Consider the following 20,466-nt stretch of genomic DNA (forward strand, 5'->3'; position numbering starts at 1 on the left):
ACGTGGGAAATTTCCTGGCAGCCCTGAAGAAGAACCGCACCAAAATCTGGGTAGGTGCCATCACCTTGCTTTTGGTGTTGTACCTGGTGGTCTCGGTTCAGCGGTCCTTCCTGCTTCTCGGTGATCCCAACCTGGTGGCCAAGGGCATCGGAGCGGCTTACCTGGTGCTTCCGGTCATTGGCGCCTGGGCCATGATCCGCGAGCTGCTTTTTGGCGCCCGGACAGAGCAGATGGCCAAGGTGCTCGAAGCCGAGGGTGGACTGCCGGAGGACACCCTGCCCCGGACCCCGGGCGGACGGATCGTTCGCGCCGCTGCCGACGCCGAATTTGAGAAATACCGTGTCGAGGCCGAGGCTGCGCCGGAGGATTGGCGTTCCTGGTTCAGGCTGAGCTGTGCCTACGACGCTTCCGGTGACCGCAAACGTGCGCGCGCATCCATGCGCGACGCCGTGAAGCTGTTCCGCTCTCAGCCCACCGCGGCCGGACGGTAGCTGCCCAGCCTCGATGCCATGTGGGCAGCCCATTCAAGCGGTCCACGCCGCCGGAGCAAGGCGAAACACACGCCGATGCCGATGGCTCCGAGCGCCTGCGTCCAGTACATGCCTTCGGCGGTCCACCCGGCGGGAAGCGGTTGGTTGGTGAAGCCCGAGACGAGCCATACGTGCGCTGAATACAGGCTCAAGGTCATGGCGCCTGGTCCGCTGAGCACCAGCAGGAAATTGACCTTGATGCGTTCGGCGAGCCTGCCAAGCATCAGGAAAATCCCAACGACGCCGGCGGCAACGCCACTGGTGTGCAACAAGTCCAGCGTGGTGCCCGCATGCGGTGAGGCCGTAGCCAACCACCACCACGAGTCCACTTGCTGGAGCCCGGTGAGATTGACCTGGAGCATGCTCTCCAGGGGATAGCCCCTGGTGCCGGGAAGCGCCGACAGGGCTGCCCGGCCGCCCCATACCTCCATGGCCAGCACGCCGCATATCTTCGCCGTGCCGGCCACGACGAGTCCGGATGTCAGCAGCATCAGCTGGACGGCCGCCGTCGTTAGTGCCAGCCGCCCGATGACCAGGCCGACAAGAAGGTAGGAGATCCACTGGAACACCGGGTAGTACCCGGTGAAGAACAGATCGGCGAGCAGACGGCCGGGGGTTTCCAGATCTTCCCAGCCGGGGTTGTGCCCCAGTTGCAGCGGCGGGTTCCCGTCAAGCAGCACGGGGCGGACCAGGAACGCGAGAACGGGTGAAACAAGGATCCACCCAGCCGCCCAGAAGCAAAGGGCTTTGAGCCGCAAGCCGAGGAACGGCAGGATGCACAGGAACAGCATCGCGTAGTGGACCAGGATCACCGCGACGTTGACGTCCAGCCCTCCCAACGCAAGTCCGACGACGGCGATCACCACCGCGCGCATTGCCACGCCGGCCCTCGCGGACCAAAGCTCCTTTCCGCTGCGGGGATCCTGCTTTCCGGTGGACAGTGCAAGGCCGATTCCGGCCAGTACCGCGAACAGCGCAGCGGACCGCCCCGAGAACACCAAGCCCACCATTGTTGGCTCCCATTGGGGTGCCGGGCCGAATGTCGGCATCAGGTGCGTGGCCATCATGCCAAGGAGGGCAGCCCCCCTGGCTGCGTCGATGCCGGTCAACCGGGTGGGAGCCGCGCGTTGACCCCGTGTTTTTCGCGGAGGCGCCGTCTCTTGCGAAGTCATGCAGCGATCGTCTCACAGCCGGGTCCCGCGACCGGCGAGTGACGGCTGCCGGGACGTTCCCGGCCCGCGCCCTTGTGTTCGAATATATGTTCGAATAATATGGCGGCATGAATGAAGTTCCAGAGCGGCCGGACGGCATGGGCGGCCCCATGAAAGCGATGAGTCCGGGAGTTGTCGACTTCCTTTTCCGGCAGCTCGTGGCCGGCGAACCTCCCGAAGACACGCAATGGCGCCGCGAGGGTACGGTGCTCGCGGAGCAGGCTCCGGGTGCTGAACTGGCCCGCCGCTTGTTTGAAACGGATGTGGAATCGCTGACGCCCCTGGAACTGTTCGAGTACGTGCGGGCCTCGCAGCGTTTGGTCGCCTGGGCAGAACAACTCAAAGAGCGGGCCGTAGGGCAGTACTGCTCGGGTCAGCGTGCCCGCACACCCGGGGTCGCATAGCCTTCGCGGCAACGCGCATGAGGACCGTCACGCGATACCCATTCTTGTAACGAGGCCGTGACAGGGTAACGTTTTTCCTATGTCTGACGTTCGCGCGCCCATTCCCGCCCTTGGTACCCTGCTGACCGCCATGGTCACCCCGTTCACCGACGACGGCAAGGTGGACTACGACCAAGCCGCGGCACTGGCAGAAAAGCTGGTCCAGGATGGCTGCGATGGACTGGTGGTTACAGGCACCACCGGAGAGACGTCCACCCTCACGGACGACGAAAACCTGGGCATGTTCCGGGCTGTCAAGGAAGCCGTCGGTGGCAAGGCTGCCATTATCGCGGGCACGGGCACCAACGACACTGCCCACTCGGTGCACCTTTCGCAGCGCGCTGCCGAGTTGGGCGTCGATGGTCTCCTGATCGTGACCCCTTACTACAACAAGCCAAGCCAGGCTGGTGTGCGCGCCCACTTCGAGACCATTGCCTCGGCTACCGACTTGCCGGTGATGCTCTATGACATTCCCGGACGGTCCTCCATCGCCATTGCGCCGGAGACCATGATCGAACTGGCCAAGCACCAGAACATTGTGGCCGTCAAGGATGCGAAGGCTGATTTCGCTGCCGCTACCCGCGTCATGGCTGAGACCGACCTTCTTTTCTACTCCGGCGATGACGGCCTGACCCTCCAGTGGATGGCCCTCGGCGCCGTCGGACTGGTGGGCGTCACCACCCACGTGGCTACGCGCCGCTTCCGCGAGCTGATCGACGCCGTCAACAACAACGACCTCGCTACGGCGCGGTCCATCAACTTTGAACTGGAGCCGGTGGTTCGTGGAACCATGACCCGGGTCCAAGGCGCAGTAGCCGCCAAGCAGATTCTCAAGTGGCAGGGAGTCCTGCCCAACTCGGTTGTCCGTTTGCCCCTCGTGGAGCCGGACGCGGCCGAGATCGAAATCATCCGCGGGGATTTGGCGGAAGCCGGAATGGACTTCACCGTCCAGGATGGTTCCGCCGGAAAGTAGCACAATATGACCCAAACCGCCCTTCCCGGACTGGTTACGCCGCCGAAACTGCCGAAAGGCACGCTGCGGATCGTTCCGCTCGGTGGACTGGGAGAGATCGGCCGCAACATGGCGGTCTTCGAGATCGACGGCAAGCTGCTCATAGTCGACTGCGGGGTACTTTTCCCCGAGGAGACGCAGCCCGGCGTTGATCTGATCCTGCCCGATTTCTCCTACATCGAGAACCGGCTGGAGGACGTGGTCGGGGTTGTCCTCACCCACGGCCACGAGGACCACATTGGCGCGGTTCCCTACCTGCTGCGCCTCAAGGCCGACATTCCGCTGATCGGTTCCCAGCTCACCCTTGCGCTGGTGGAAGCGAAGCTGCAGGAGCACCGGATCAAGCCTTACACGCTCACCGTCACGGAGGGCCAGGTTGAGCAGTTCGGTCCCTTCGAGTGTGAATTCGTTGCCGTCAACCACTCCATTCCGGATGCCTTGGCCGTCTTTATCCGTACCGAAGGGGGCAACGTCCTCCATACCGGTGACTTCAAGATGGACCAGTTGCCGTTGGATGGCCGCATCACGGACCTCCGGCACTTTGCCCGCCTCGGTGAGGAAGGAGTCGACCTCTTCATGGCCGACTCCACCAACGCCGACGTGCCTGGCTTCACCACGGCAGAGAAGGAAATCGGGCCAACACTGGACCGACTCTTCGGGCAGGCAAAGAAGCGCATCATTGTGGCTTCCTTCTCCTCCCATGTGCACCGTGTCCAGCAGGTACTCGATGCAGCAGCAAAGCACGGACGCAAGGTCGCCTTCGTGGGCCGCTCCATGGTGCGGAACATGGCCATCGCCGCCAAGCTTGGTTACCTGGAGGTTCCTGACGGCATCCTGGTGGACATCAAGAACATCGACAACATGCCGGACGATCGCGTGGTCCTCATGTCCACGGGGTCCCAGGGTGAGCCGATGGCAGCCCTTTCGCGCATGGCCAACGGCGACCACCGGGTGATTGTCGGCAAGGGCGATACCGTCATCCTGGCGTCCAGCCTCATCCCCGGCAACGAGAACGCCGTATTCCGCATCATCAACGGTCTCCTCAAGCTTGGAGCCGACGTCATCCACAAGGGCACGGCCAAGGTCCACGTCTCCGGTCACGCGGCGGCGGGGGAGTTGCTCTATTGCTACAACATCCTTGAGCCGCTCAACGCCATGCCGGTGCACGGTGAAACGCGCCACCTGATCGCCAACGGGAACATTGCCCTGGAATCAGGCGTGCCGTCGGATGGCATCATCCTCAGCGATAACGGCACCGTGATCGACCTCAAGGACCACGTGGCGAACATTGTGGGCCAAGTGGAGGTGGGCTTCGTCTACGTGGATGGTTCGAGCGTTGGCGAAATCACTGACGCAGACCTGAAGGACCGCCGCGTCCTCGGCGACGAAGGCTTCATTTCCGTCATCACGGTCATCAGCCGCACCACCGGCAAAATCGTGTCCGGACCGGAGATCCACGCCCGTGGCGTCGCTGAAGACGACTCGGTCTTCGACGAGATCATCCCGAAGATCAACGCCGCACTCGAAGAGGCTGTGCTGAATCACACAGACCACACGAACCACCAGTTGCAACAGGTGGTTCGCAGGATCATCGGCACGTGGGTCAACCGCAAGCTTCGCCGCCGTCCAATGATCATCCCGGTGGTCCTGGAGGCCTAGTCCGCCAGCAACATGAATACCCAAGGGGGTCTGAAATCCGCGGATTTCAGACCCCCTTGCGGTACCGTGGCACGTATGGCGACCCGTACTACCTCCGCGCCACGAGGCAGCTCCAGCAATAAATCCGGCGGCACAGGCCGGGGCGGAGCCGCATCCAAAACCAGCTCCGCCAGCAAAAGCGGGCGGGGAAGCACTGCCCGCACCAAGCAAGCAGCCGCCGTCGAGCCCCAGGCTCCGCTTCCGCTTCGCATGCTGTCCGGTGCCTGGCAGGGCATCGGGCACGTGGTGGGTGCCGGCGTGCGCCGGATCGGCCACGATGTCAGCGACCTCGACCCCGCGGACCGCCGGGACGGGGCAGCGCTGTTCAACCTTGTGCTGGGCATCGCGATCGCTACTTTTGCCTGGTGGGGCCTCACCGGGTGGCTCCCGGACATCGTGTACAGCGTGGTCAACGGGACCTTCGGCTGGATGTCCCTGATCCTGCCTTTCATGCTCTTCGTCTGCGCTTTCCGCTTGTTCCGCAAGCCCCAGGATGGCCGCGGAAACAACCGCGTGGGCATCGGATTCATGATCATGACGCTGGCCGGCTCCGGACTTGCCCAGGTCATTGGGGGCCAGCCCACCGTCGCCGATGGCTTCGACGGCCTGCGCCGTGCGGGCGGCATGCTGGGCTTCCTCGCCGCGGCTCCACTTGCCGCCATCCATGTCGCTGTTCCGGTCATTATCTACAGTCTCCTGGCCTTTGTTTCCTTGCTGATCGTTACGGCAACCCCCTTCGGTGCCATTCCCGCCCGGATCCGGGGTGCGTACGAACACCTCATGGGCGTTGACCTCATGGACGACTCCGGCAAGGACGACCACGACCGAAGCTACCTCTACGGCAACGGCTCCTCGTCCGCGCCGCCGAAGAAGAAGAAGCGCATGCGCCTCTTCGGCAAGGATGAAGAACCCGACGCCGGCCTGGAAGGTTACGTCGGTGACGAAGCCTTCGAGCACGCAATAGTCGACGACGATGAAACCCCCGCCGCATCCGCACCGCGTGTACCGCCGGGTGTCCGGCGCCCCACGCAAGCGGAAATTGCCGTGGAGAAGATCAAGGCCGCCCAAGGCCTCGCGGGCGCAAACCCCGGGATCGACAACCCCACGGAAGCCATTCCCGTCCTGACCCCGGAAATGACGGCTCCCGTGGCGGCCCAGGTGCCGGCGCGGCCCGCAACACCTCCGCCTCCGCCCACGCCGATTCCGCAGCGTACGGAGCAGTTGTCACTGGCCGGTGACGTCACGTATACACTGCCTGCCTCCGACTACCTGACGCCGGGCTCCATTCCGAAGGAGCGCACGGAAGCCAACGACGCCGTCGTCGCCGCGCTGACGGACACTCTCACGCAGTTCAACGTCGACGCCGCGGTGACCGGCTTCAGCCGTGGTCCCACCGTGACCCGCTACGAGATTGAGCTCTCTCCCGGCACCAAGGTGGAACGCGTCACGGCGCTGTCCAAGAACATCTCCTATGCCGTGGCTTCCAGTGATGTCCGCATCCTGAGCCCCATCCCGGGCAAGTCCGCGATCGGCATCGAGATCCCGAACACCGACCGCGAGACGGTGTCCCTGGGTGATGTCCTCCGGAGCCAGAATGCCCGCCGTACCGACCACCCGATGGTCATGGGCGTGGGCAAGGACGTTGAGGGCGGCTACGTCGTGGCCAACCTCGCCAAAATGCCCCACCTCCTGGTCGCCGGTGCTACCGGTGCAGGTAAGTCGAGCTTCGTGAACTCCATGATCACCTCCATCCTCATGCGCGCAACGCCGGATGAAGTCCGCATGGTCATGGTGGACCCCAAGCGTGTGGAACTCACCGCCTACGAGGGCGTCCCGCACCTCATCACGCCAATCATCACCAACCCCAAGAAGGCCGCAGAGGCCCTCCAATGGGTGGTCCGGGAAATGGACGCCCGCTACGACGACCTCGCCAACTACGGCTACAAGCACATTGATGACTTCAACAAGGCCGTCCGTGCGGGCAAGGTCACGCCGCCGGTCGATTCCAAGCGCGTCATCAAGCCCTACCCCTACCTGCTGGTCATCGTGGACGAACTCGCGGACCTCATGATGGTGGCACCGCGTGACGTCGAAGACTCGATTGTCCGTATCACCCAGCTGGCCCGTGCCGCCGGTATCCACCTGGTGCTGGCCACCCAGCGTCCATCCGTGGACGTCGTCACGGGCCTCATCAAGGCCAACGTGCCGTCCCGCATGGCGTTCGCCACCTCCTCCGTGACGGATTCCCGCGTGGTCCTGGACCAGCCAGGCGCCGAGAAGCTCATTGGCCAAGGTGACGCACTGTTCCTGCCCATGGGCGCTTCGAAGGCCATGCGTGTCCAGGGTGCCTGGGTGACCGAGTCCGAGATCCACAAGGTCGTTGAGCACGTCAAGGGCCAGTTGCAGGCCGTCTACCGTGACGACGTCGCAGCCGAGGCTCCCAAGAAGCAGATCGACGACGACATCGGAGACGACCTCGAGGTCCTGCTCCAGGCTACGGAGCTGGTGGTCACCACGCAGTTCGGTTCGACGTCCATGCTGCAGCGCAAGCTGCGCGTCGGCTTCGCCAAGGCCGGACGACTGATGGACCTCTTGGAATCCCGCGGCGTCGTGGGCCCGTCCGAAGGTTCCAAGGCCCGCGATGTCCTGGTCAAGCCCGATGACCTCGCCGCTGTACTTGCTGCGATGAAGGGCCAGGAGTCACCGGCCACCCCTGATGCCCACACGGCCGCCCTGAGCGACAACGCGAACTCGAACATCGCCGTCGGCGGTTATGCAGAGGACCTGGTGCAGGCGGACCTGGACAACCGGACCCAGGCTGTTGAGTACTATGACGGCGCGGACGGCCCGGATGACGACGACGAGGGCGGCGAAGACGCCTGGTCGCTCACAGGACGTTAGCCCCCAAAGCGGCCGTCGCAAAGACGGTAGCCTAGAGGGGTGACTACAGCCGAGGGTGATAACGCGACCTCCAGCAGTTCCGATATCTGGAACCTGCCCAACATCCTCACGATGCTACGCATCGTCCTGGTGCCGTTCTTCGTCTGGTTCCTGCTGGCCGATAACGGCGCGTACGGGATCTGGCGCTGGGCGGCGGTGGTTGCCTTCGCTGTAGCGATCTACACCGACAAGCTCGACGGCGACATCGCCCGGGCGCGCGGCCTTATTACCAACTTCGGCAAAATCGCGGACCCCATTGCCGACAAACTGCTCATCGGCTCAGCGTTGGTGCTCCTGTCCATCCTGGGGGAGTTGCCCTGGTGGGTCACCATCCTCATCCTGGTCCGTGAATGGGGCATTACGGCACTGCGCTTCGTTGTGATCCGCTACGGGGTCATGCCCGCTTCCCGTGGCGGCAAGCTCAAGACCGTCGTTCAAACAGTGGCGATCTTCCTGTACATCCTTCCCCTCCAGGCGATCGCCCCATGGCTGGGCGCCGTCGCTTTCCTGGTCATGATGGTTGCCCTCGCCATTACGTTGTGGACCGGCGTCGAATATGTCATCCAGGCCATGCGGCTGCGCGCAGCGGGACGTCGCGCGTGAAGTCCGGGAGCGGTGCGGCAGAAACCGCGGCGACGGTGGTGGGCGCCGCCGTCCGCAGTGGCCTCACGGTGGCTACGGCTGAGTCCTTGACTGCAGGTCTCGTGGCCGCAACGCTCGCCAACACTCCGGGCGCTTCGGCCATGCTGCAAGGCGGTGTGGTCGCTTACCAGAACTCGGTCAAGGCCGGCATCCTGGGCGTGCCGGAGGAGCTTCTTGCATCGGTCGGCTCCGTTGACGGCGGTGTCGCCGAGGCAATGGCCGACGGCGCACGCCGGGCTTGCGCTTCCGACGTCGGGATTTCGACGACCGGCGTCGCCGGACCGGAGCCGCACGACGGCAAAGATGTCGGCACCGTGTTCATTGGCGTGGCGTCTGCGCTGGGGGTGGCGTCGTTCGAGTACAGCTTCGACGGCGACCGTCAGTCCATCCGCGAACAGGCCTGCGACGCCGCCCTGGCGCGCCTGCTTGCCGCGCTGGGTGACCTTGGTTACCGTTCGTAAAGTAGTCGGGAACAAAAACTCATTGCCAATAGTTGTGTCATTGTGTCGCTTCGGAAGAGCCGGGGCGCCTAGGATGTAAAAACATACCCGGTCCGCCAGCCAGCGAACCGGATCAACGAGGGAGCATGGCGATACAGATGGTAAAGCAGCCCGTATCCGTAAACGGCGTTGTCCGCTGGAAGGATGTGGGCTTGGCTGATCAGGCACAGAGCGAACAGAAGGAGCGCAAAATGGTTGTACTACGCCACGAGATCGGTGATGTACTGCGCGATGTCCGCCAGCGTCAGGGCCGTACCCTTCGCGAGGTTTCGCACAGCGCCCGCGTCTCACTTGGCTACTTGAGCGAAGTGGAACGGGGCCAGAAGGAGGCTTCTTCCGAGCTCCTGTCCTCTATCTGCACAGCCTTGGACGTTCCTTTGTCCCACATGCTTCGCGAAGTCAGCGACCGCGTGGCCGTCGCAGAAGGTGTTGCTGTCCCGGACACCGTCCCGCAGGAATTCTCACAGCGTTATGGCCGCGATCTGGGCCTCTCGGACGACTTCCCCCAGGGAATGCTCTCCGGAGCCCGCTAAACGGTTCCATAAGTAACGAAGAAGGTCCCCAGCCTGAGGCTGGGGACCTTCTTTCTTTAGCGCTGCGGCGTCGCGTCACGCGCCCGGGGGGTTGTCCGCGGAATCGGCTCCTGCTTCCTTGGTTCCCAGATCCCTGAGCGCGCCGTCACCGTAGATGGCATTCAGGCGACCCATGTAGTCGGCCAGGGTCTGGACATCTTCCAAGGGCCACTCACCGAGGCGTTCCCTGAAGACCTGGCGCCGGGCATCCTGGACGAGGTGCATCTTCTCTTCGCCCTTTTCGGTCAGGCGGATGGATTGTGCCCGCCCGTCCTGCGGATCCGCTTCCTTGTAGACGAGGCCGATGCTCTCAAGGAAGGCGATCTGGCGGCTTACCGATGGCTTGCCGACGCCGATGCAAGTGGCCAACTCGGTGAGGCGGATGGGGCCTTCCCTGCGGATGACGGTGAGCAAACCGTAGGCGGCCGGTTCCATGTCCGGATGGACCTGGCGGGACAGTTGGTGGGAGATCGAACGGGCGCGGCGCCAGAGCAGGCTCAGCTGGTGTTCCACCTGCTGGAGGGCGTCGTCGACGTCGTCGCCTGGCACGGCCGGACCTGGCGCGCTCTGGAGAGGATTGCTCATGGCAACCATTCTAGAGTCCACTGCCATGAGAGACTCTATCCGTGAGGGCAAGTGACTTTTGGCGATTGATGGACGATGAATTCGGGGCCGGCTATTCCCGTGTCCTGGCCAACTCGCTGGTACTCGCCGGTGTGGGCGGGCGGACGGCCGTGGAGGCCCTGGCGGCCGGATACCATCCCCGTGAGGTCTGGCTGGCCGTGTGCGAGGTCCAGGACGTACCCCCCGAGCGCAGGCTCGGCAGGGACATCAAGCCCGCCTCGAACTGACTCTGCCGCTGGCAGGAACGCCTCGGCGCCGGGAGACACGCCGCACCATTGTTCGAATATCTGTTCGGATGGGGATATGCTCCTGTGAGAGGAAAATTGATCCCGTAGGACGCATTCCAACAGCATTCGGCAAGCAGGTTATCCACATAGCCGGAGTCGGCACCTAAAAATGTCAGGCCGCCGTAATAGCGTCTGGGATGACAGGAAAGCGGCCTATCGGGCCACTCCACAGCGAGAAAGCATCAGAGGTGTGAACCATGGCGGCAACCCCGGATCGTGAAAAGGCGCTCGAAGCAGCGCTTGCCCAGATCGACAAGCAGTTCGGCAAAGGCTCCATCATGCGTTTGGGTGATGACACCCGTGCGCCCATCGAAGTCATTCCCACCGGTTCCATTGCGCTGGACGTGGCCCTCGGCATCGGCGGCCTGCCCCGCGGCCGCGTCGTGGAAATCTACGGTCCTGAATCGTCGGGTAAGACCACCGTGGCGCTGCACGCCGTAGCCAACGCACAGCGCGCCGGCGGTATCGCCGCGTTCATTGACGCCGAGCACGCGCTGGACCCGGACTACGCCGCGAAGCTGGGTGTGGACACCGACGCCCTCCTCGTTTCCCAGCCGGATACGGGTGAGCAGGCCCTGGAAATCATGGACATGCTGGTGGGCTCCGGTTCGCTGGACATCATCGTCATCGACTCCGTCGCCGCGTTGGTACCCCGTGCCGAAATCGAAGGCGAAATGGGTGACTCCCACGTTGGCCTCCAGGCGCGCCTTATGAGCCAGGCGCTGCGTAAGATCACTGGTCGTTTGAGCCAGACCAAGACCACTGCCATCTTCATCAACCAGCTGCGTGAGAAGATCGGCGTCTTCTTTGGCTCGCCGGAAACCACCACCGGTGGCAAGGCGCTTAAGTTCTACGCTTCGGTCCGCATCGACGTTCGTCGCATCCAGACGCTGAAGGAGGGCGCGGATTCCGTAGGTAACCGCACCAAGGCCAAGATCGTCAAGAACAAGATGGCTCCGCCGTTCAAGATCGCCGAGTTCGACATCATCTATGGTCAGGGCATCTCCCGCGAGGGTGGCATCATCGACATGGGCGTTGAGCACGGCATCATCAAGAAGTCCGGTTCGTGGTTTACCTACGACGGCGACCAGCTCGGCCAGGGCATGGAAAACTCGCGGCGGTTCCTGCGGGACAACCCCGAGTTGGCGCAGGAACTGGAGCGCCTGATCAAGGAAAAGCTTGGCGTTGGCGTCAAGCCGGAGGAAGACTCCCCAAAGCTGAAGGCCGTTGACGGCTAGCACCGGGCCGGACCCGGAGTCTGCCCTGGCTGCAGACTCCGAGCCCGACCCTGAGTCCGTGGCGCGTGCCATCGTCCTGCGACAGTTGACGATGGCGCCACGGAGCCGCCTGCAGTTGTCCCGCAAACTGGCGGAACGCAATGTTCCCAAGGACGTTGCCGAGGCGGTACTGGACCGCTTCGAGGAAGTTCAGCTGATTGATGACGCTGAATTCGCCCGGATGTGGGTGCGGAGCCGTTCACAAAGCAAGAAACTGGCCAAAGGTGCACTTCGTCGCGAACTGGCTGATAAGGGCATCGTCCTCGAGGCCGCCGAGGAAGCACTGTCGCAACTCAGTGACCAGGATGAAGAGTCAGCCGCGAGGGATCTGGTGCAGCGTAAGCTTCGGCCGGGCATGAACCTCTCGGACCGTGCCGAGCGGGACAAGTACACGCGTAGGTTGGCCTCCATGTTGGCGCGCAAGGGCTACGCTCCATCGTTGGCCTTCAGGATCGTCGGTGAGGTGCTGGCAGAAGCCGGTACCCTTGAGTAGTGAGTTTGACCATTCCCTCCCCAACACCTGCCACCGCTGCTTCGACTGAGCCCCGGACGTATCAGGTCCGTACTTTCGGTTGCCAGATGAACGTCCATGATTCCGAGCGCATGGCGGGCCTGCTAGAGGACGCCGGCTACGTTCCTGCAGAGGGCGACGTTGCCGATGTCGTTGTCTTCAACACGTGCGCTGTGCGGGAGAATGCGGATAACAAGCTCTACGGAAACCTTGGGCAATTGCGGCAGGTCAAGGAATCCCATCCCGGCATGCAGATTGCCGTTGGCGGGTGCCTGGCGCAGAAGGACCGCGAGACCATTGTCCGGAAAGCGCCGTGGGTGGATGCTGTCTTCGGCACCCACAATGTGGGCGCCCTGCCGGCCCTCCTCAAGCGGGCCCGGCACAACAACGAGGCCCAACTCGAAATCCTGGAATCCCTGGACGTCTTCCCGTCCACGCTTCCTACCAAGCGTGAGTCTGTGTACTCGGGGTGGGTTTCCATTTCAGTCGGTTGCAACAACACCTGCACGTTTTGCATCGTTCCCTCGCTGCGCGGCAAGGAAAAGGACCGCCGTCCAGGCGAGATCCTCGCGGAAATCCAGGCCCTCGTCGATGACGGCGTTGTCGAAGTGACGTTGCTGGGCCAGAACGTGAACTCGTACGGGGTGGAATTCGGCGATCGCCTGGCTTTCTCCAAGCTCCTCCGTGCCTGCGGTGACATCGAGGGTCTCGAACGCGTGCGGTTTACCAGCCCCCACCCCGCGGCCTTCACCGATGACGTCATCGATGCCATGGCTGAAACCCCCAATGTGATGCCGCAGCTTCATATGCCACTGCAGTCGGGATCGGACAAAGTCCTCAAGGACATGCGTCGTTCCTACCGCTCCAGCCGCTTCCTGGGCATCCTGGACAAAGTGCGTGAGCGGATTCCGCACGCTGCCATCACCACTGACATCATTGTTGGATTCCCGGGTGAAACCGAAGAGGATTTCCAAGCGACCTTGGACGTCGTGGAGAAGTCGCGGTTCTCCTCGGCCTTCACGTTCCAGTACTCCAAGCGTCCGGGAACACCGGCAGCGGACTTGCCTGATCAGCTGCCTAAAGCGGTGGTCCAGGAGCGCTTCGAACGGCTCACTGCCCTGCAGGACCGTATCGCCGCCGAGGAAAACGCCGCGCAGCTTGGCCGGCAGGTCGAGGTCCTGGTGACAGCCCAGGCAGGCAGGAAGGCCGAGGAGACCCATCGGCTTTCCGGGCGGTCCAAGGACCAGCGGCTTGTGCACTTTTCCGTCCCTGACGGTGCCGAAACCCCCCGTCCCGGGGACTTCGTGACGGTGACCATTACGGAAGCAGCCGCTTTCCACTTGGTAGCCGACCCCGCGACAACCAGTGACTACGTCCTGCGGCGTTCCAGGGCCGGAGATGCCTGGGACCGTTCGCAGGCCGACTCCTGCGGTGTTCCCGCACCAGGCACATCCGGCGGCAAGACCGGGGTGTCCTTGGGCATGCCCGCATTGCCGATCCGCCGCGCGTAGCCGCGTCGTCCATTCCATGTCGGATTCCCAGCAGGCCCGGCCTGTCATCGCCGTGGTCGGGCCCACAGGTTCGGGCAAGTCGGATCTGGGCGTCAACATCGCCCTGGCGCTCGGTGGAGAAGTCATCAATGCTGACGCGCTGCAGTTCTACCGGGGCATGGACATCGGCACAGCCAAGATCAGCATGGAAGAGCGGAAAGGCGTTCCGCATCATCTCCTGGACATCATGGATGTCACGCAAGAGGCAAGCGTGGCGGACTTCCAAAGCGAATGCCGCGCAGTCATCGCGGACATCCACTCCAGGGGGAAGCACGCCATTCTGGTGGGCGGATCCGGACTGTACGTGCGCGCGGCCCTGGACATCCTGGAGTTTCCGGGAACGGATCCCGCTCTGCGCCGAAGCCTCGAGGACGAATACGAAGCCAAAGGACTGGCTCCGCTCAGGGCCCGCCTGGAGGAAGTGGACCCGGTCTCGGCAGCCCGTCTTGGCGACGCCCGAAGGGTAATTCGTGCTTTGGAGGTGCACGGACTGACAGGTCGGGCCTTCAGTTCCTTCATGCCCCAGAGGGAGTACTATCAACCCGCTGTTCAGATCGGCCTTTCCGTTGACCGCGAAGAACTCAGGGAGCGGCTTGCCCGCCGAGTGCACCGCATGGTCGAGACCGGCCTGGAGAACGAGGTCGCGCGACTCGACACCTTGGGATTGCGCCAGGGCAAAACAGCATCAAGGGCTCTGGGGTACGCCCAGTTCCTCAAAGTCCTGGACGGTGAGATGGACGTGCCGGCCGCGGCCGAGGAGACCATCGTCGCCACAAGGCAGTTCGCGCGCCGCCAGCTCACCTGGTTCCGGGCAGACCCACGGATCTCATGGTTGGACTGGAAGGACCCCGGGCTGACATCCCGGGCCGTGTCGGCAATCCTCGCCCAGGGGTAACCTTGGGTGATTTCTGGCCGAACACACGTGGAAGGTAGCCTTGGTTCCATGGATGAAACCGCCTCAGTTCCCACCCGCCAGCCCTCGGCTGCCGGGGCTGCCGAACCCACATCGAGCCTTGCCGGATTGGCGTTCTCAAAAGGGCACGGGACAGGCAACGATTTCGTCCTGATCGCCGATCCCGGCGACGCCCACGAGATCACTCCCGAACAGGTGGCACACTTGTGCGATCGCCACACGGGCATCGGTGGCGACGGACTTATCCGTGCAGTTCCCTCAAGGTTCCTCCCGGAAGGGCGGGCACTCCTGGAAGTGGACCCTGCTGCGGAGTGGTTCATGGACTACCGCAACGGCGACGGTTCGCTGTCCGAAATGTGCGGCAACGGCGTGCGCGTCTTCGTTCACTTCCTCAATGAGCAGGGATTGGTGGACCTTGGTCCCGGCGAAACCCTCACCATCGGCACGCGTGGCGGAGTCAAGAAAGTAGTCCGTACCGTGAACGGCTACGCGGTGGACATGGGCCCTTGGGAGTTCATTTTCCCGGACGAGGCAACCAGCAAGGCCATGGATGCCCTGGTCAGCGCGGACGGCCTGGAAGTGGCACGCCCCGGCCTTTCGGTCAGTATGGGCAACCCGCACACAGTCGTTGCCTTGGCCGAACTCAGCGAGCTTTCAGCCACCCAGCTGTTCAAGGCTCCGGTTGTTGATCCCAAGCCGGTCAACGGCACCAATGTTGAATTCGTTGTTCCGGCCGAACCGTTGGTCGAAGACGGCGTCGGAACCATCACCATGCGCGTGCACGAGCGGGGAGTGGGGGAGACCCAGTCCTGCGGTACGGGAGCCTGCGCAGCAGCGGTTGCAATCCGTCACTGGGCCGGCAGTACGGCGCCCAACGACTGGCACGTCAAGGTTCCCGGCGGCGTCGTCGGTGTTAAGTTCTTCCCCGGCGCCGGTGGCCGTGAGCACGTTGAACTGAGCGGCCCCGCCGTCATAGTGGCTAGCGGGACGCTTTCCTGACCCGAATGATCCTGAAGGACTTCGATGTGCTTTCGCGGGAAACGCTGAAAGACGCATCCAGTTCAGAAGCCAGCCACCGCTGCAAGGAATCCGAACCCAGGTTCTTCTGAACCACCAGCCATGCGTTTCCTCCCGGCGCCAGCCGCGGCAACCAGGTCAGCAACAACGAGTGGAGTTCATCCTTGCCGATCCGGATGGGCGGATTGGACCAGATGGTGTCGAACTCGACGGCGGGGTCCACCTCATGCGGGAGGCTGGCGGTCACGTTGTCCAGGCCCAGGGCCGCTGCGTTCTCGTTGGTCAGGGTCACGCAGCGTTCGTTGACGTCGACGGCGTACACGCGGGCGTGCGGGGCCATCAAAGCAAGGGTGAGGGCTATCGGACCCCAGCCGCAGCCGATGTCCAGCAGATTGCCTTGGGGAGCGGGCGGTGGAACCTCTGACAGGAGAATTGCCGTTCCCTTGTCCACGCCGTCGGGGCTGAAGATGCCGGATGACGTCTGCAGGTGGCGCGTAGCTCCAGCGAGTTCAACTGTGAGTGGCTTACGGGTGAACGGCCCAGCCGGCTGGGCGGTGAAATAGTGTGCAGACTCCATAATTTGCCAGATTAGTTGGCTATTGGCGCCTTGGGAAACCGCCATGGTCCCAGGTTCGTTTGACACGGCTGATAGTGTTGAGGTCATGTTCTTGATCTTTGAGTAATCGGCCGAACCACGCCTGCTTTCCAGGCGTTCCCCGGCACCGCCCGCGACGCAGGTCCGGCTTGGCACCATGCCCGGCCCATGACCTTTCCGCCCGGCAGGTCCCACGGCACATGTTGGCGCCACTTCCTCGTGGCGCCGGACGCTCAGAAGATCAAAGCCCCACCCATGCCTTCACATGATGGTATTCCCGGAACCGGGCCGTCGTGCGAACCCTGGTGGGCAGCATAACGACTTCAAGCAGGCCAGGACCTCCCTGCGGATCCACCCGTCAGATCACCGACGCCACGTCCCCGACAGGCCAGTGGCGTTCAGCACACAGGAGGCCACTTTGGCCCAAGCCCGTCAGCCCAGCGCGAAGAGCGCCCCATCGAGCGACAAACAGCACTATTCTGGAATTGCCGAACAGTCTAAGGAGACCATGACCACCCAGAAGCACTCCGGATCCGATTCCGACGCCCAGGACATGAGTCCTGAACAAATCCAGGCCGTCATCGACCGGATTCTTTCCAAGGATGCCCCCGCACAGGCATCCGAAGACAACGACACCAGTGGTGTGTTCGGCAAGGCGCAGGCCATCTCGACCCTGGACCAAGAGCACAGTATCTACGACGGCGACCAGGAAGACCTGGCCGAGCGTCGCGCCTTGCGCCGCACCGCGGGGTTGTCGACTGAACTCGAAGACGTCACAGAGGTCGAATACCGGCAGCTGCGCCTTGAACGCGTTGTGCTGGCTGGTCTGTGGACAGAAGGTACCCTGGCCGACGCCGAGAACTCGCTGCGCGAACTGGCGGCCCTTGCCGAGACCGCAGGTTCTGAAGTACTTGATGGCCTGGTCCAACGCCGCTCCAAGCCGGACCCGGGAACGTTCCTTGGATCCGGCAAGGCACAGGAACTCAAGGACATTGTCGCTGCCACAGGCGCGGACACTGTCGTGGTGGACACTGAACTGGCACCGTCACAGCGACGCGGTCTTGAGGACATCGTGAAGGTCAAGGTCGTTGACCGGACCACGCTGATCCTGGATATCTTCGCCCAGCACGCCAAGAGCCGCGAAGGCAAGGCCCAGGTGGAGCTCGCGCAGCTGGAATACCTGCTTCCACGCCTGCGTGGTTGGGGTGACTCCATGTCCCGGCAGGCCGGCGGCCAGGTGGGCGGGGCCGGGGCAGGCATGGGCTCGCGCGGTCCCGGTGAAACCAAGATCGAACTCGACCGCCGCCGAATCCGCACACGCATGGCCAAACTGCGCCGGGAAATCGCCGCGATGAAGCCGGCCCGTGAGACCAAACGTGCCAACCGCCGTCGTAATGCTGTTCCGTCCGTCGCGATTGCCGGGTACACCAACGCCGGTAAGTCGTCGTTGTTGAACCGCCTCACCGACGCAGGTGTCCTTGTGGAGAACGCACTGTTCGCCACTCTGGATCCCACGGTCCGCAAAGCGCAGACTCCTGACGGCATCGGCTACACACTGGCCGACACCGTGGGATTCGTGCGCTCATTGCCGACCCAGCTCGTTGAGGCCTTCCGCTCAACGCTCGAGGAAGTGGCCGATGCGGACCTCATCCTCCATGTCGTGGATGCATCCCACCCTGACCCCGAAGGTCAGATCGCAGCAGTGCGCACTGTCTTCACCGAGGTCGACGCCCGCAAGGTTCCCGAGATCATCGTCCTGAACAAGGTTGATGTGGCCGATCCTTTCGTGGTGGAGCGCCTCAAGCAGAAGGAACCCCGGCACGCAGTGGTTTCCACCCGCACAGGACAGGGAATCGCCGAACTGCTGGAGGACATCAGCCGGTCCATACCGCGCCCCGGGGTGCGGCTTGAAGTGCTCATCCCGTACGACCGCGGCGACATGATCAACAAGCTGCACAATTCCGATTCCGAGATCCTCAGCCTGGAACACGAGGAAAGCGGGACGCGCGTGGTGGCGATGGTCCGTGAAGGTCTGGCAGCTGAGCTGGAGTCATTCGTCAGTAATGGTTGAGAAGGTGGCGGCGGACGCCGTCGAGTCGGTGGGAGAGAAGACCACCCTGGAATTGTTGGACCGGGCTGTCGCCGGAATGGGCGGCCAAAGCCGTGCCGGCCAGCACGAAATGGCCAAGCACGTCACCCGGGCCATTGAGACCGGGGAACATCTGCTGGTCCAAGCGGGAACCGGTACGGGTAAGTCATTGGCGTACCTGATTCCGTTGATCGCCCATTCCATGGACAGCGATAAACCGACGCTCGTGTCCACCGCCACCTTGGCTTTGCAGACCCAGATCGTAGGCAGGGATCTTCCGCGTTTGCTGGAGACCATCAATCCTGCCCTGGACCGTCCGGTCAATGTCGCGCTCGTGAAGGGCAGGGCAAACTACGTCTGCCTGCAAAAGCTCGAGGGCGGCTTCCCGAGTGAGGAGCCCTCCGAAGGACAACTTTTCTCCCTCGGTGAGGACACGAGCGTGCCGCACTTCGCGGCGTCGGTCGGTGGCCCGTCGTCCCAGCTGGGCAAGGAGGTTGTCCGGCTCCGGGAGTGGGCCGAAACGACGGCCACCGGCGACCGGGACGAGCTCATGCCAGGGGTCACGGACCGTGCCTGGCGGCAGGTCTCCGTGACGTCCATGGAGTGCCTTGGGGCCCAGAAATGTCCGGTTGCCGAGGAGTGCTTCAGCGAGCTGGCACGCGCCCGGGCAGCCGAAGCCGACGTCGTGGTCACCAACCACGCCATGTTGGCCGTCAGCGCGTTCGAAGGCTTGGCGGTGCTGCCCGAGTACGACGTCGTGGTGGTGGACGAGGCCCACGAGCTTCAGGACCGGGTCACAGGGGCAGTGTCAGGGCAACTCTCTGTAGCCATGGTGCACGCCGCGGCATCAAGCGCCCGCAAGCACACAGCCATCACCGTTGACGCCCTGAATGCGGCCGCGGATAGGCTGGACATGGCTATTGCGGGAGTACCCAACGGGCTCCTTCCCAGCGGACTCAACGACGAACAACTCGATTGCCTGGACCAGCTGCGCGACGCCACACGGGCGGCCCTGTCCGATTCGAAGACGGATTCCTCCAGTGCCGCGGACGGCGGACGGCAGCTGGCACGTTCGCGGCTGATGCTCATCCTTGAGCTGTGCGAACGGATGCTCGCTGCCAAGGAGAACCGCGAAGTAGTGTGGTTCTCCCGTAACAGCACTTTTGATCCCCAGCAGGGATACTCCCAACCTGACGAGACCGCGCCTGCGCTCATCAACATCGCGCCGCTGAGCGTGGCAGGCAGGTTGCGCGAGGGATTGTTCGCCGGACACACGGTGGTGCTGACCTCGGCCACGCTGGCCATCGGCTCGGCTTTTGAACCCGCGGCCGGAGGCCTCGGCCTGATTGGCGACGGCGCGCCCAGCTGGACAGGAATCGACGTCGGATCTCCTTTTGATTACCCCAAACAGGGGGTGCTGTACGTGGCGAAGCACCTTCCGAAACCCGGTCGGGGCACGTCACCGGAGGCCTTGGACGAATTGGAAGACCTCATCCGGGCATCCGGCGGGGGAGCACTGTGTCTCTTCTCCTCACGGCGGGCCGCCGAGGAAGCTGCGGACGCCATGCGGCTGCGCCTGGACGTGGATATCCTCTGTCAAGGCGAATCGACCATGGCTGCGTTGGTGAAGCAATTTGCCGACGAGCCGGATACTTGCCTCTTCGGAACCATGTCGCTGTGGCAAGGGGTGGACGTACCCGGCGGCTCATGCCGTCTGGTGGTTATTGACCGGATTCCCTTCCCGCGTCCTGACGATCCCCTGATGACCGCCCGTTCCCGTGCCGTGGCACAGTCCGGAGGGAACGGGTTCATGGCTGTTTCCGCCACCCACGCAGCCATCCGGCTCGCGCAGGGTGCAGGGCGCCTGATCCGTTCCACCGGTGACAAGGGCGTAGTGGCAGTCCTTGATTCACGCCTCTCGACGGAACGTTACGGCGGGTTCCTGCGGGCCGCCCTGCCGCCGTTCTGGGCGACCACTGACCGCACCGTGGTTCGTGGTGTCCTGGAGCGCTTGGGATCCGCCAAGAAGGCGTAGAGGACAGTCAGCTCCGGGCC

General features: G+C 63.5%; 19 protein-coding genes. 16 read left to right on the plus strand and 3 right to left on the minus strand.

The window, feature by feature from the left end; translation table 11 throughout:
- Window positions 1-2: 2 nt before the first annotated feature.
- Window positions 3-491 (plus strand): hypothetical protein, encoded by a 489-nt coding sequence (locus HMI60_RS11675; protein ID WP_193589697.1) that lies wholly within the window; start codon window positions 3-5, stop codon window positions 489-491.
- Here HMI60_RS11675 and HMI60_RS11680 read toward each other — a convergent pair.
- On the minus strand, window positions 467-1,702 hold the full coding sequence (locus tag HMI60_RS11680) for a heparan-alpha-glucosaminide N-acetyltransferase domain-containing protein (protein WP_026267341.1): 1,236 nt from the start codon (window positions 1,700-1,702) through the stop codon (window positions 467-469). The two genes, HMI60_RS11675 and HMI60_RS11680, sit on opposite strands and share 25 nt — an antisense overlap.
- A 107-nt stretch (window positions 1,703-1,809) precedes the next feature.
- On the opposite strand from HMI60_RS11680, the gene HMI60_RS11685 reads away from it, so the two are divergent.
- From HMI60_RS11685 to HMI60_RS11715, 7 genes are all read left to right on the plus strand, one after another.
- A complete protein-coding gene (locus HMI60_RS11685; RefSeq protein WP_026267342.1) occupies window positions 1,810-2,145 on the plus strand; it encodes a hypothetical protein in 336 nt (111 codons plus the stop codon).
- Window positions 2,146-2,224: 79 nt separating this feature from the next.
- On the plus strand, window positions 2,225-3,157 hold the full coding sequence (gene dapA / locus HMI60_RS11690; RefSeq protein ID WP_018779067.1) for a 4-hydroxy-tetrahydrodipicolinate synthase: 933 nt from the start codon (window positions 2,225-2,227) through the stop codon (window positions 3,155-3,157).
- 6 nt (window positions 3,158-3,163) lie between these two features.
- Window positions 3,164-4,855: a ribonuclease J gene (locus HMI60_RS11695; protein WP_018779068.1), complete on the plus strand. Its 1,692-nt coding sequence runs from the start codon at window positions 3,164-3,166 to the stop codon at window positions 4,853-4,855.
- A 75-nt stretch (window positions 4,856-4,930) separates the two neighbouring features.
- Window positions 4,931-7,795: a DNA translocase FtsK gene (locus tag HMI60_RS11700; protein WP_193589698.1), complete on the plus strand. Its 2,865-nt coding sequence runs from the start codon at window positions 4,931-4,933 to the stop codon at window positions 7,793-7,795.
- A 39-nt stretch (window positions 7,796-7,834) separates the two neighbouring features.
- Complete coding sequence (gene pgsA, locus HMI60_RS11705) at window positions 7,835-8,437, plus strand: CDP-diacylglycerol--glycerol-3-phosphate 3-phosphatidyltransferase (protein WP_039240608.1); 603 nt, start codon at window positions 7,835-7,837, stop codon at window positions 8,435-8,437.
- A complete protein-coding gene (locus tag HMI60_RS11710; RefSeq protein ID WP_110505787.1) occupies window positions 8,434-8,937 on the plus strand; it encodes a CinA family protein in 504 nt (167 codons plus the stop codon). The genes pgsA and HMI60_RS11710 overlap by 4 nt, the downstream gene beginning before the upstream one ends.
- 137 nt (window positions 8,938-9,074) lie before the next feature.
- Window positions 9,075-9,509: a helix-turn-helix domain-containing protein gene (locus HMI60_RS11715; RefSeq protein WP_018779072.1), complete on the plus strand. Its 435-nt coding sequence runs from the start codon at window positions 9,075-9,077 to the stop codon at window positions 9,507-9,509.
- Window positions 9,510-9,584: 75 nt separating this feature from the next.
- On the opposite strand, the gene HMI60_RS11720 is transcribed toward HMI60_RS11715, so the two are convergent.
- The gene (locus HMI60_RS11720) at window positions 9,585-10,133 is read right to left on the minus strand and encodes a MarR family winged helix-turn-helix transcriptional regulator (protein ID WP_051088528.1); all 549 of its coding nucleotides are present in this window, start codon (window positions 10,131-10,133) and stop codon (window positions 9,585-9,587) included.
- 68 nt (window positions 10,134-10,201) lie between these two features.
- Between HMI60_RS11720 and HMI60_RS11725 the strand changes: the two genes are divergently transcribed.
- From HMI60_RS11725 to dapF, 6 genes are all read left to right on the plus strand, one after another.
- Window positions 10,202-10,399: a DUF3046 domain-containing protein gene (locus tag HMI60_RS11725; RefSeq protein WP_018779074.1), complete on the plus strand. Its 198-nt coding sequence runs from the start codon at window positions 10,202-10,204 to the stop codon at window positions 10,397-10,399.
- A gap of 257 nt (window positions 10,400-10,656) precedes the next feature.
- Window positions 10,657-11,697 (plus strand): recombinase RecA, encoded by a 1,041-nt coding sequence (gene recA, locus HMI60_RS11730; protein WP_018779075.1) that lies wholly within the window; start codon window positions 10,657-10,659, stop codon window positions 11,695-11,697.
- On the plus strand, window positions 11,687-12,229 hold the full coding sequence (locus tag HMI60_RS11735) for a regulatory protein RecX (protein WP_018779076.1): 543 nt from the start codon (window positions 11,687-11,689) through the stop codon (window positions 12,227-12,229). The genes recA and HMI60_RS11735 overlap by 11 nt, the downstream gene beginning before the upstream one ends.
- Window positions 12,229-13,758, plus strand: coding sequence for a tRNA (N6-isopentenyl adenosine(37)-C2)-methylthiotransferase MiaB (gene miaB / locus HMI60_RS11740; protein ID WP_079582226.1), 1,530 nt, complete (start codon window positions 12,229-12,231; stop codon window positions 13,756-13,758). Before HMI60_RS11735 ends, miaB begins: the two co-directional genes overlap by 1 nt.
- A gap of 16 nt (window positions 13,759-13,774) precedes the next feature.
- The gene (gene miaA, locus HMI60_RS11745; protein WP_079582225.1) at window positions 13,775-14,692 is read left to right on the plus strand and encodes a tRNA (adenosine(37)-N6)-dimethylallyltransferase MiaA; all 918 of its coding nucleotides are present in this window, start codon (window positions 13,775-13,777) and stop codon (window positions 14,690-14,692) included.
- Between the two features lie 48 nt (window positions 14,693-14,740).
- Window positions 14,741-15,709, plus strand: a complete 969-nt coding sequence (dapF, locus tag HMI60_RS11750; protein ID WP_018779079.1) for a diaminopimelate epimerase — start codon at window positions 14,741-14,743, stop codon at window positions 15,707-15,709.
- Here dapF and HMI60_RS11755 read toward each other — a convergent pair.
- Window positions 15,690-16,304 (minus strand): class I SAM-dependent methyltransferase, encoded by a 615-nt coding sequence (locus tag HMI60_RS11755; protein ID WP_018779080.1) that lies wholly within the window; start codon window positions 16,302-16,304, stop codon window positions 15,690-15,692. The two genes, dapF and HMI60_RS11755, sit on opposite strands and share 20 nt — an antisense overlap.
- A 526-nt stretch (window positions 16,305-16,830) precedes the next feature.
- On the opposite strand from HMI60_RS11755, the gene hflX reads away from it, so the two are divergent.
- Together hflX and HMI60_RS11765 are read left to right on the plus strand one after the other, a co-directional pair.
- On the plus strand, window positions 16,831-18,393 hold the full coding sequence (hflX, locus tag HMI60_RS11760) for a GTPase HflX (protein WP_018779081.1): 1,563 nt from the start codon (window positions 16,831-16,833) through the stop codon (window positions 18,391-18,393).
- Window positions 18,386-20,446 (plus strand): ATP-dependent DNA helicase, encoded by a 2,061-nt coding sequence (locus tag HMI60_RS11765; RefSeq protein WP_018779082.1) that lies wholly within the window; start codon window positions 18,386-18,388, stop codon window positions 20,444-20,446. The genes hflX and HMI60_RS11765 overlap by 8 nt, the downstream gene beginning before the upstream one ends.
- Window positions 20,447-20,466 lie beyond the last annotated feature (20 nt).

The sequence above is a fragment of the Paenarthrobacter sp. YJN-D genome, from assembly GCF_015040335.1.
Taxonomy (GTDB): Bacteria; Actinomycetota; Actinomycetes; order Actinomycetales; family Micrococcaceae; genus Arthrobacter; species Arthrobacter nicotinovorans.

What these genes read in the sequence shown, in the direction of transcription:
- HMI60_RS11680 (WP_026267341.1), bottom strand. Translation starts at nt 1,702, where the DNA reads ATGACTTCGCAAGAGACGGCGCCTCCGCGAAAAACACGGGGTCAACGC.
- HMI60_RS11685 (WP_026267342.1), top strand. Translation starts at nt 1,810, where the DNA reads ATGAATGAAGTTCCAGAGCGGCCGGACGGCATGGGCGGCCCCATGAAA.
- dapA (WP_018779067.1), top strand. Translation starts at nt 2,225, where the DNA reads ATGTCTGACGTTCGCGCGCCCATTCCCGCCCTTGGTACCCTGCTGACC.
- HMI60_RS11695 (WP_018779068.1), top strand. Translation starts at nt 3,164, where the DNA reads ATGACCCAAACCGCCCTTCCCGGACTGGTTACGCCGCCGAAACTGCCG.
- HMI60_RS11700 (WP_193589698.1), top strand. Translation starts at nt 4,931, where the DNA reads ATGGCGACCCGTACTACCTCCGCGCCACGAGGCAGCTCCAGCAATAAA.
- HMI60_RS11715 (WP_018779072.1), top strand. Translation starts at nt 9,075, where the DNA reads ATGGTAAAGCAGCCCGTATCCGTAAACGGCGTTGTCCGCTGGAAGGAT.
- HMI60_RS11720 (WP_051088528.1), bottom strand. Translation starts at nt 10,133, where the DNA reads ATGAGCAATCCTCTCCAGAGCGCGCCAGGTCCGGCCGTGCCAGGCGAC.
- HMI60_RS11725 (WP_018779074.1), top strand. Translation starts at nt 10,202, where the DNA reads ATGGACGATGAATTCGGGGCCGGCTATTCCCGTGTCCTGGCCAACTCG.
- recA (WP_018779075.1), top strand. Translation starts at nt 10,657, where the DNA reads ATGGCGGCAACCCCGGATCGTGAAAAGGCGCTCGAAGCAGCGCTTGCC.
- miaA (WP_079582225.1), top strand. Translation starts at nt 13,775, where the DNA reads ATGTCGGATTCCCAGCAGGCCCGGCCTGTCATCGCCGTGGTCGGGCCC.
- dapF (WP_018779079.1), top strand. Translation starts at nt 14,741, where the DNA reads ATGGATGAAACCGCCTCAGTTCCCACCCGCCAGCCCTCGGCTGCCGGG.
- HMI60_RS11755 (WP_018779080.1), bottom strand. Translation starts at nt 16,304, where the DNA reads ATGGAGTCTGCACACTATTTCACCGCCCAGCCGGCTGGGCCGTTCACC.
- hflX (WP_018779081.1), top strand. Translation starts at nt 16,831, where the DNA reads ATGACCACCCAGAAGCACTCCGGATCCGATTCCGACGCCCAGGACATG.
- HMI60_RS11765 (WP_018779082.1), top strand. Translation starts at nt 18,386, where the DNA reads ATGGTTGAGAAGGTGGCGGCGGACGCCGTCGAGTCGGTGGGAGAGAAG.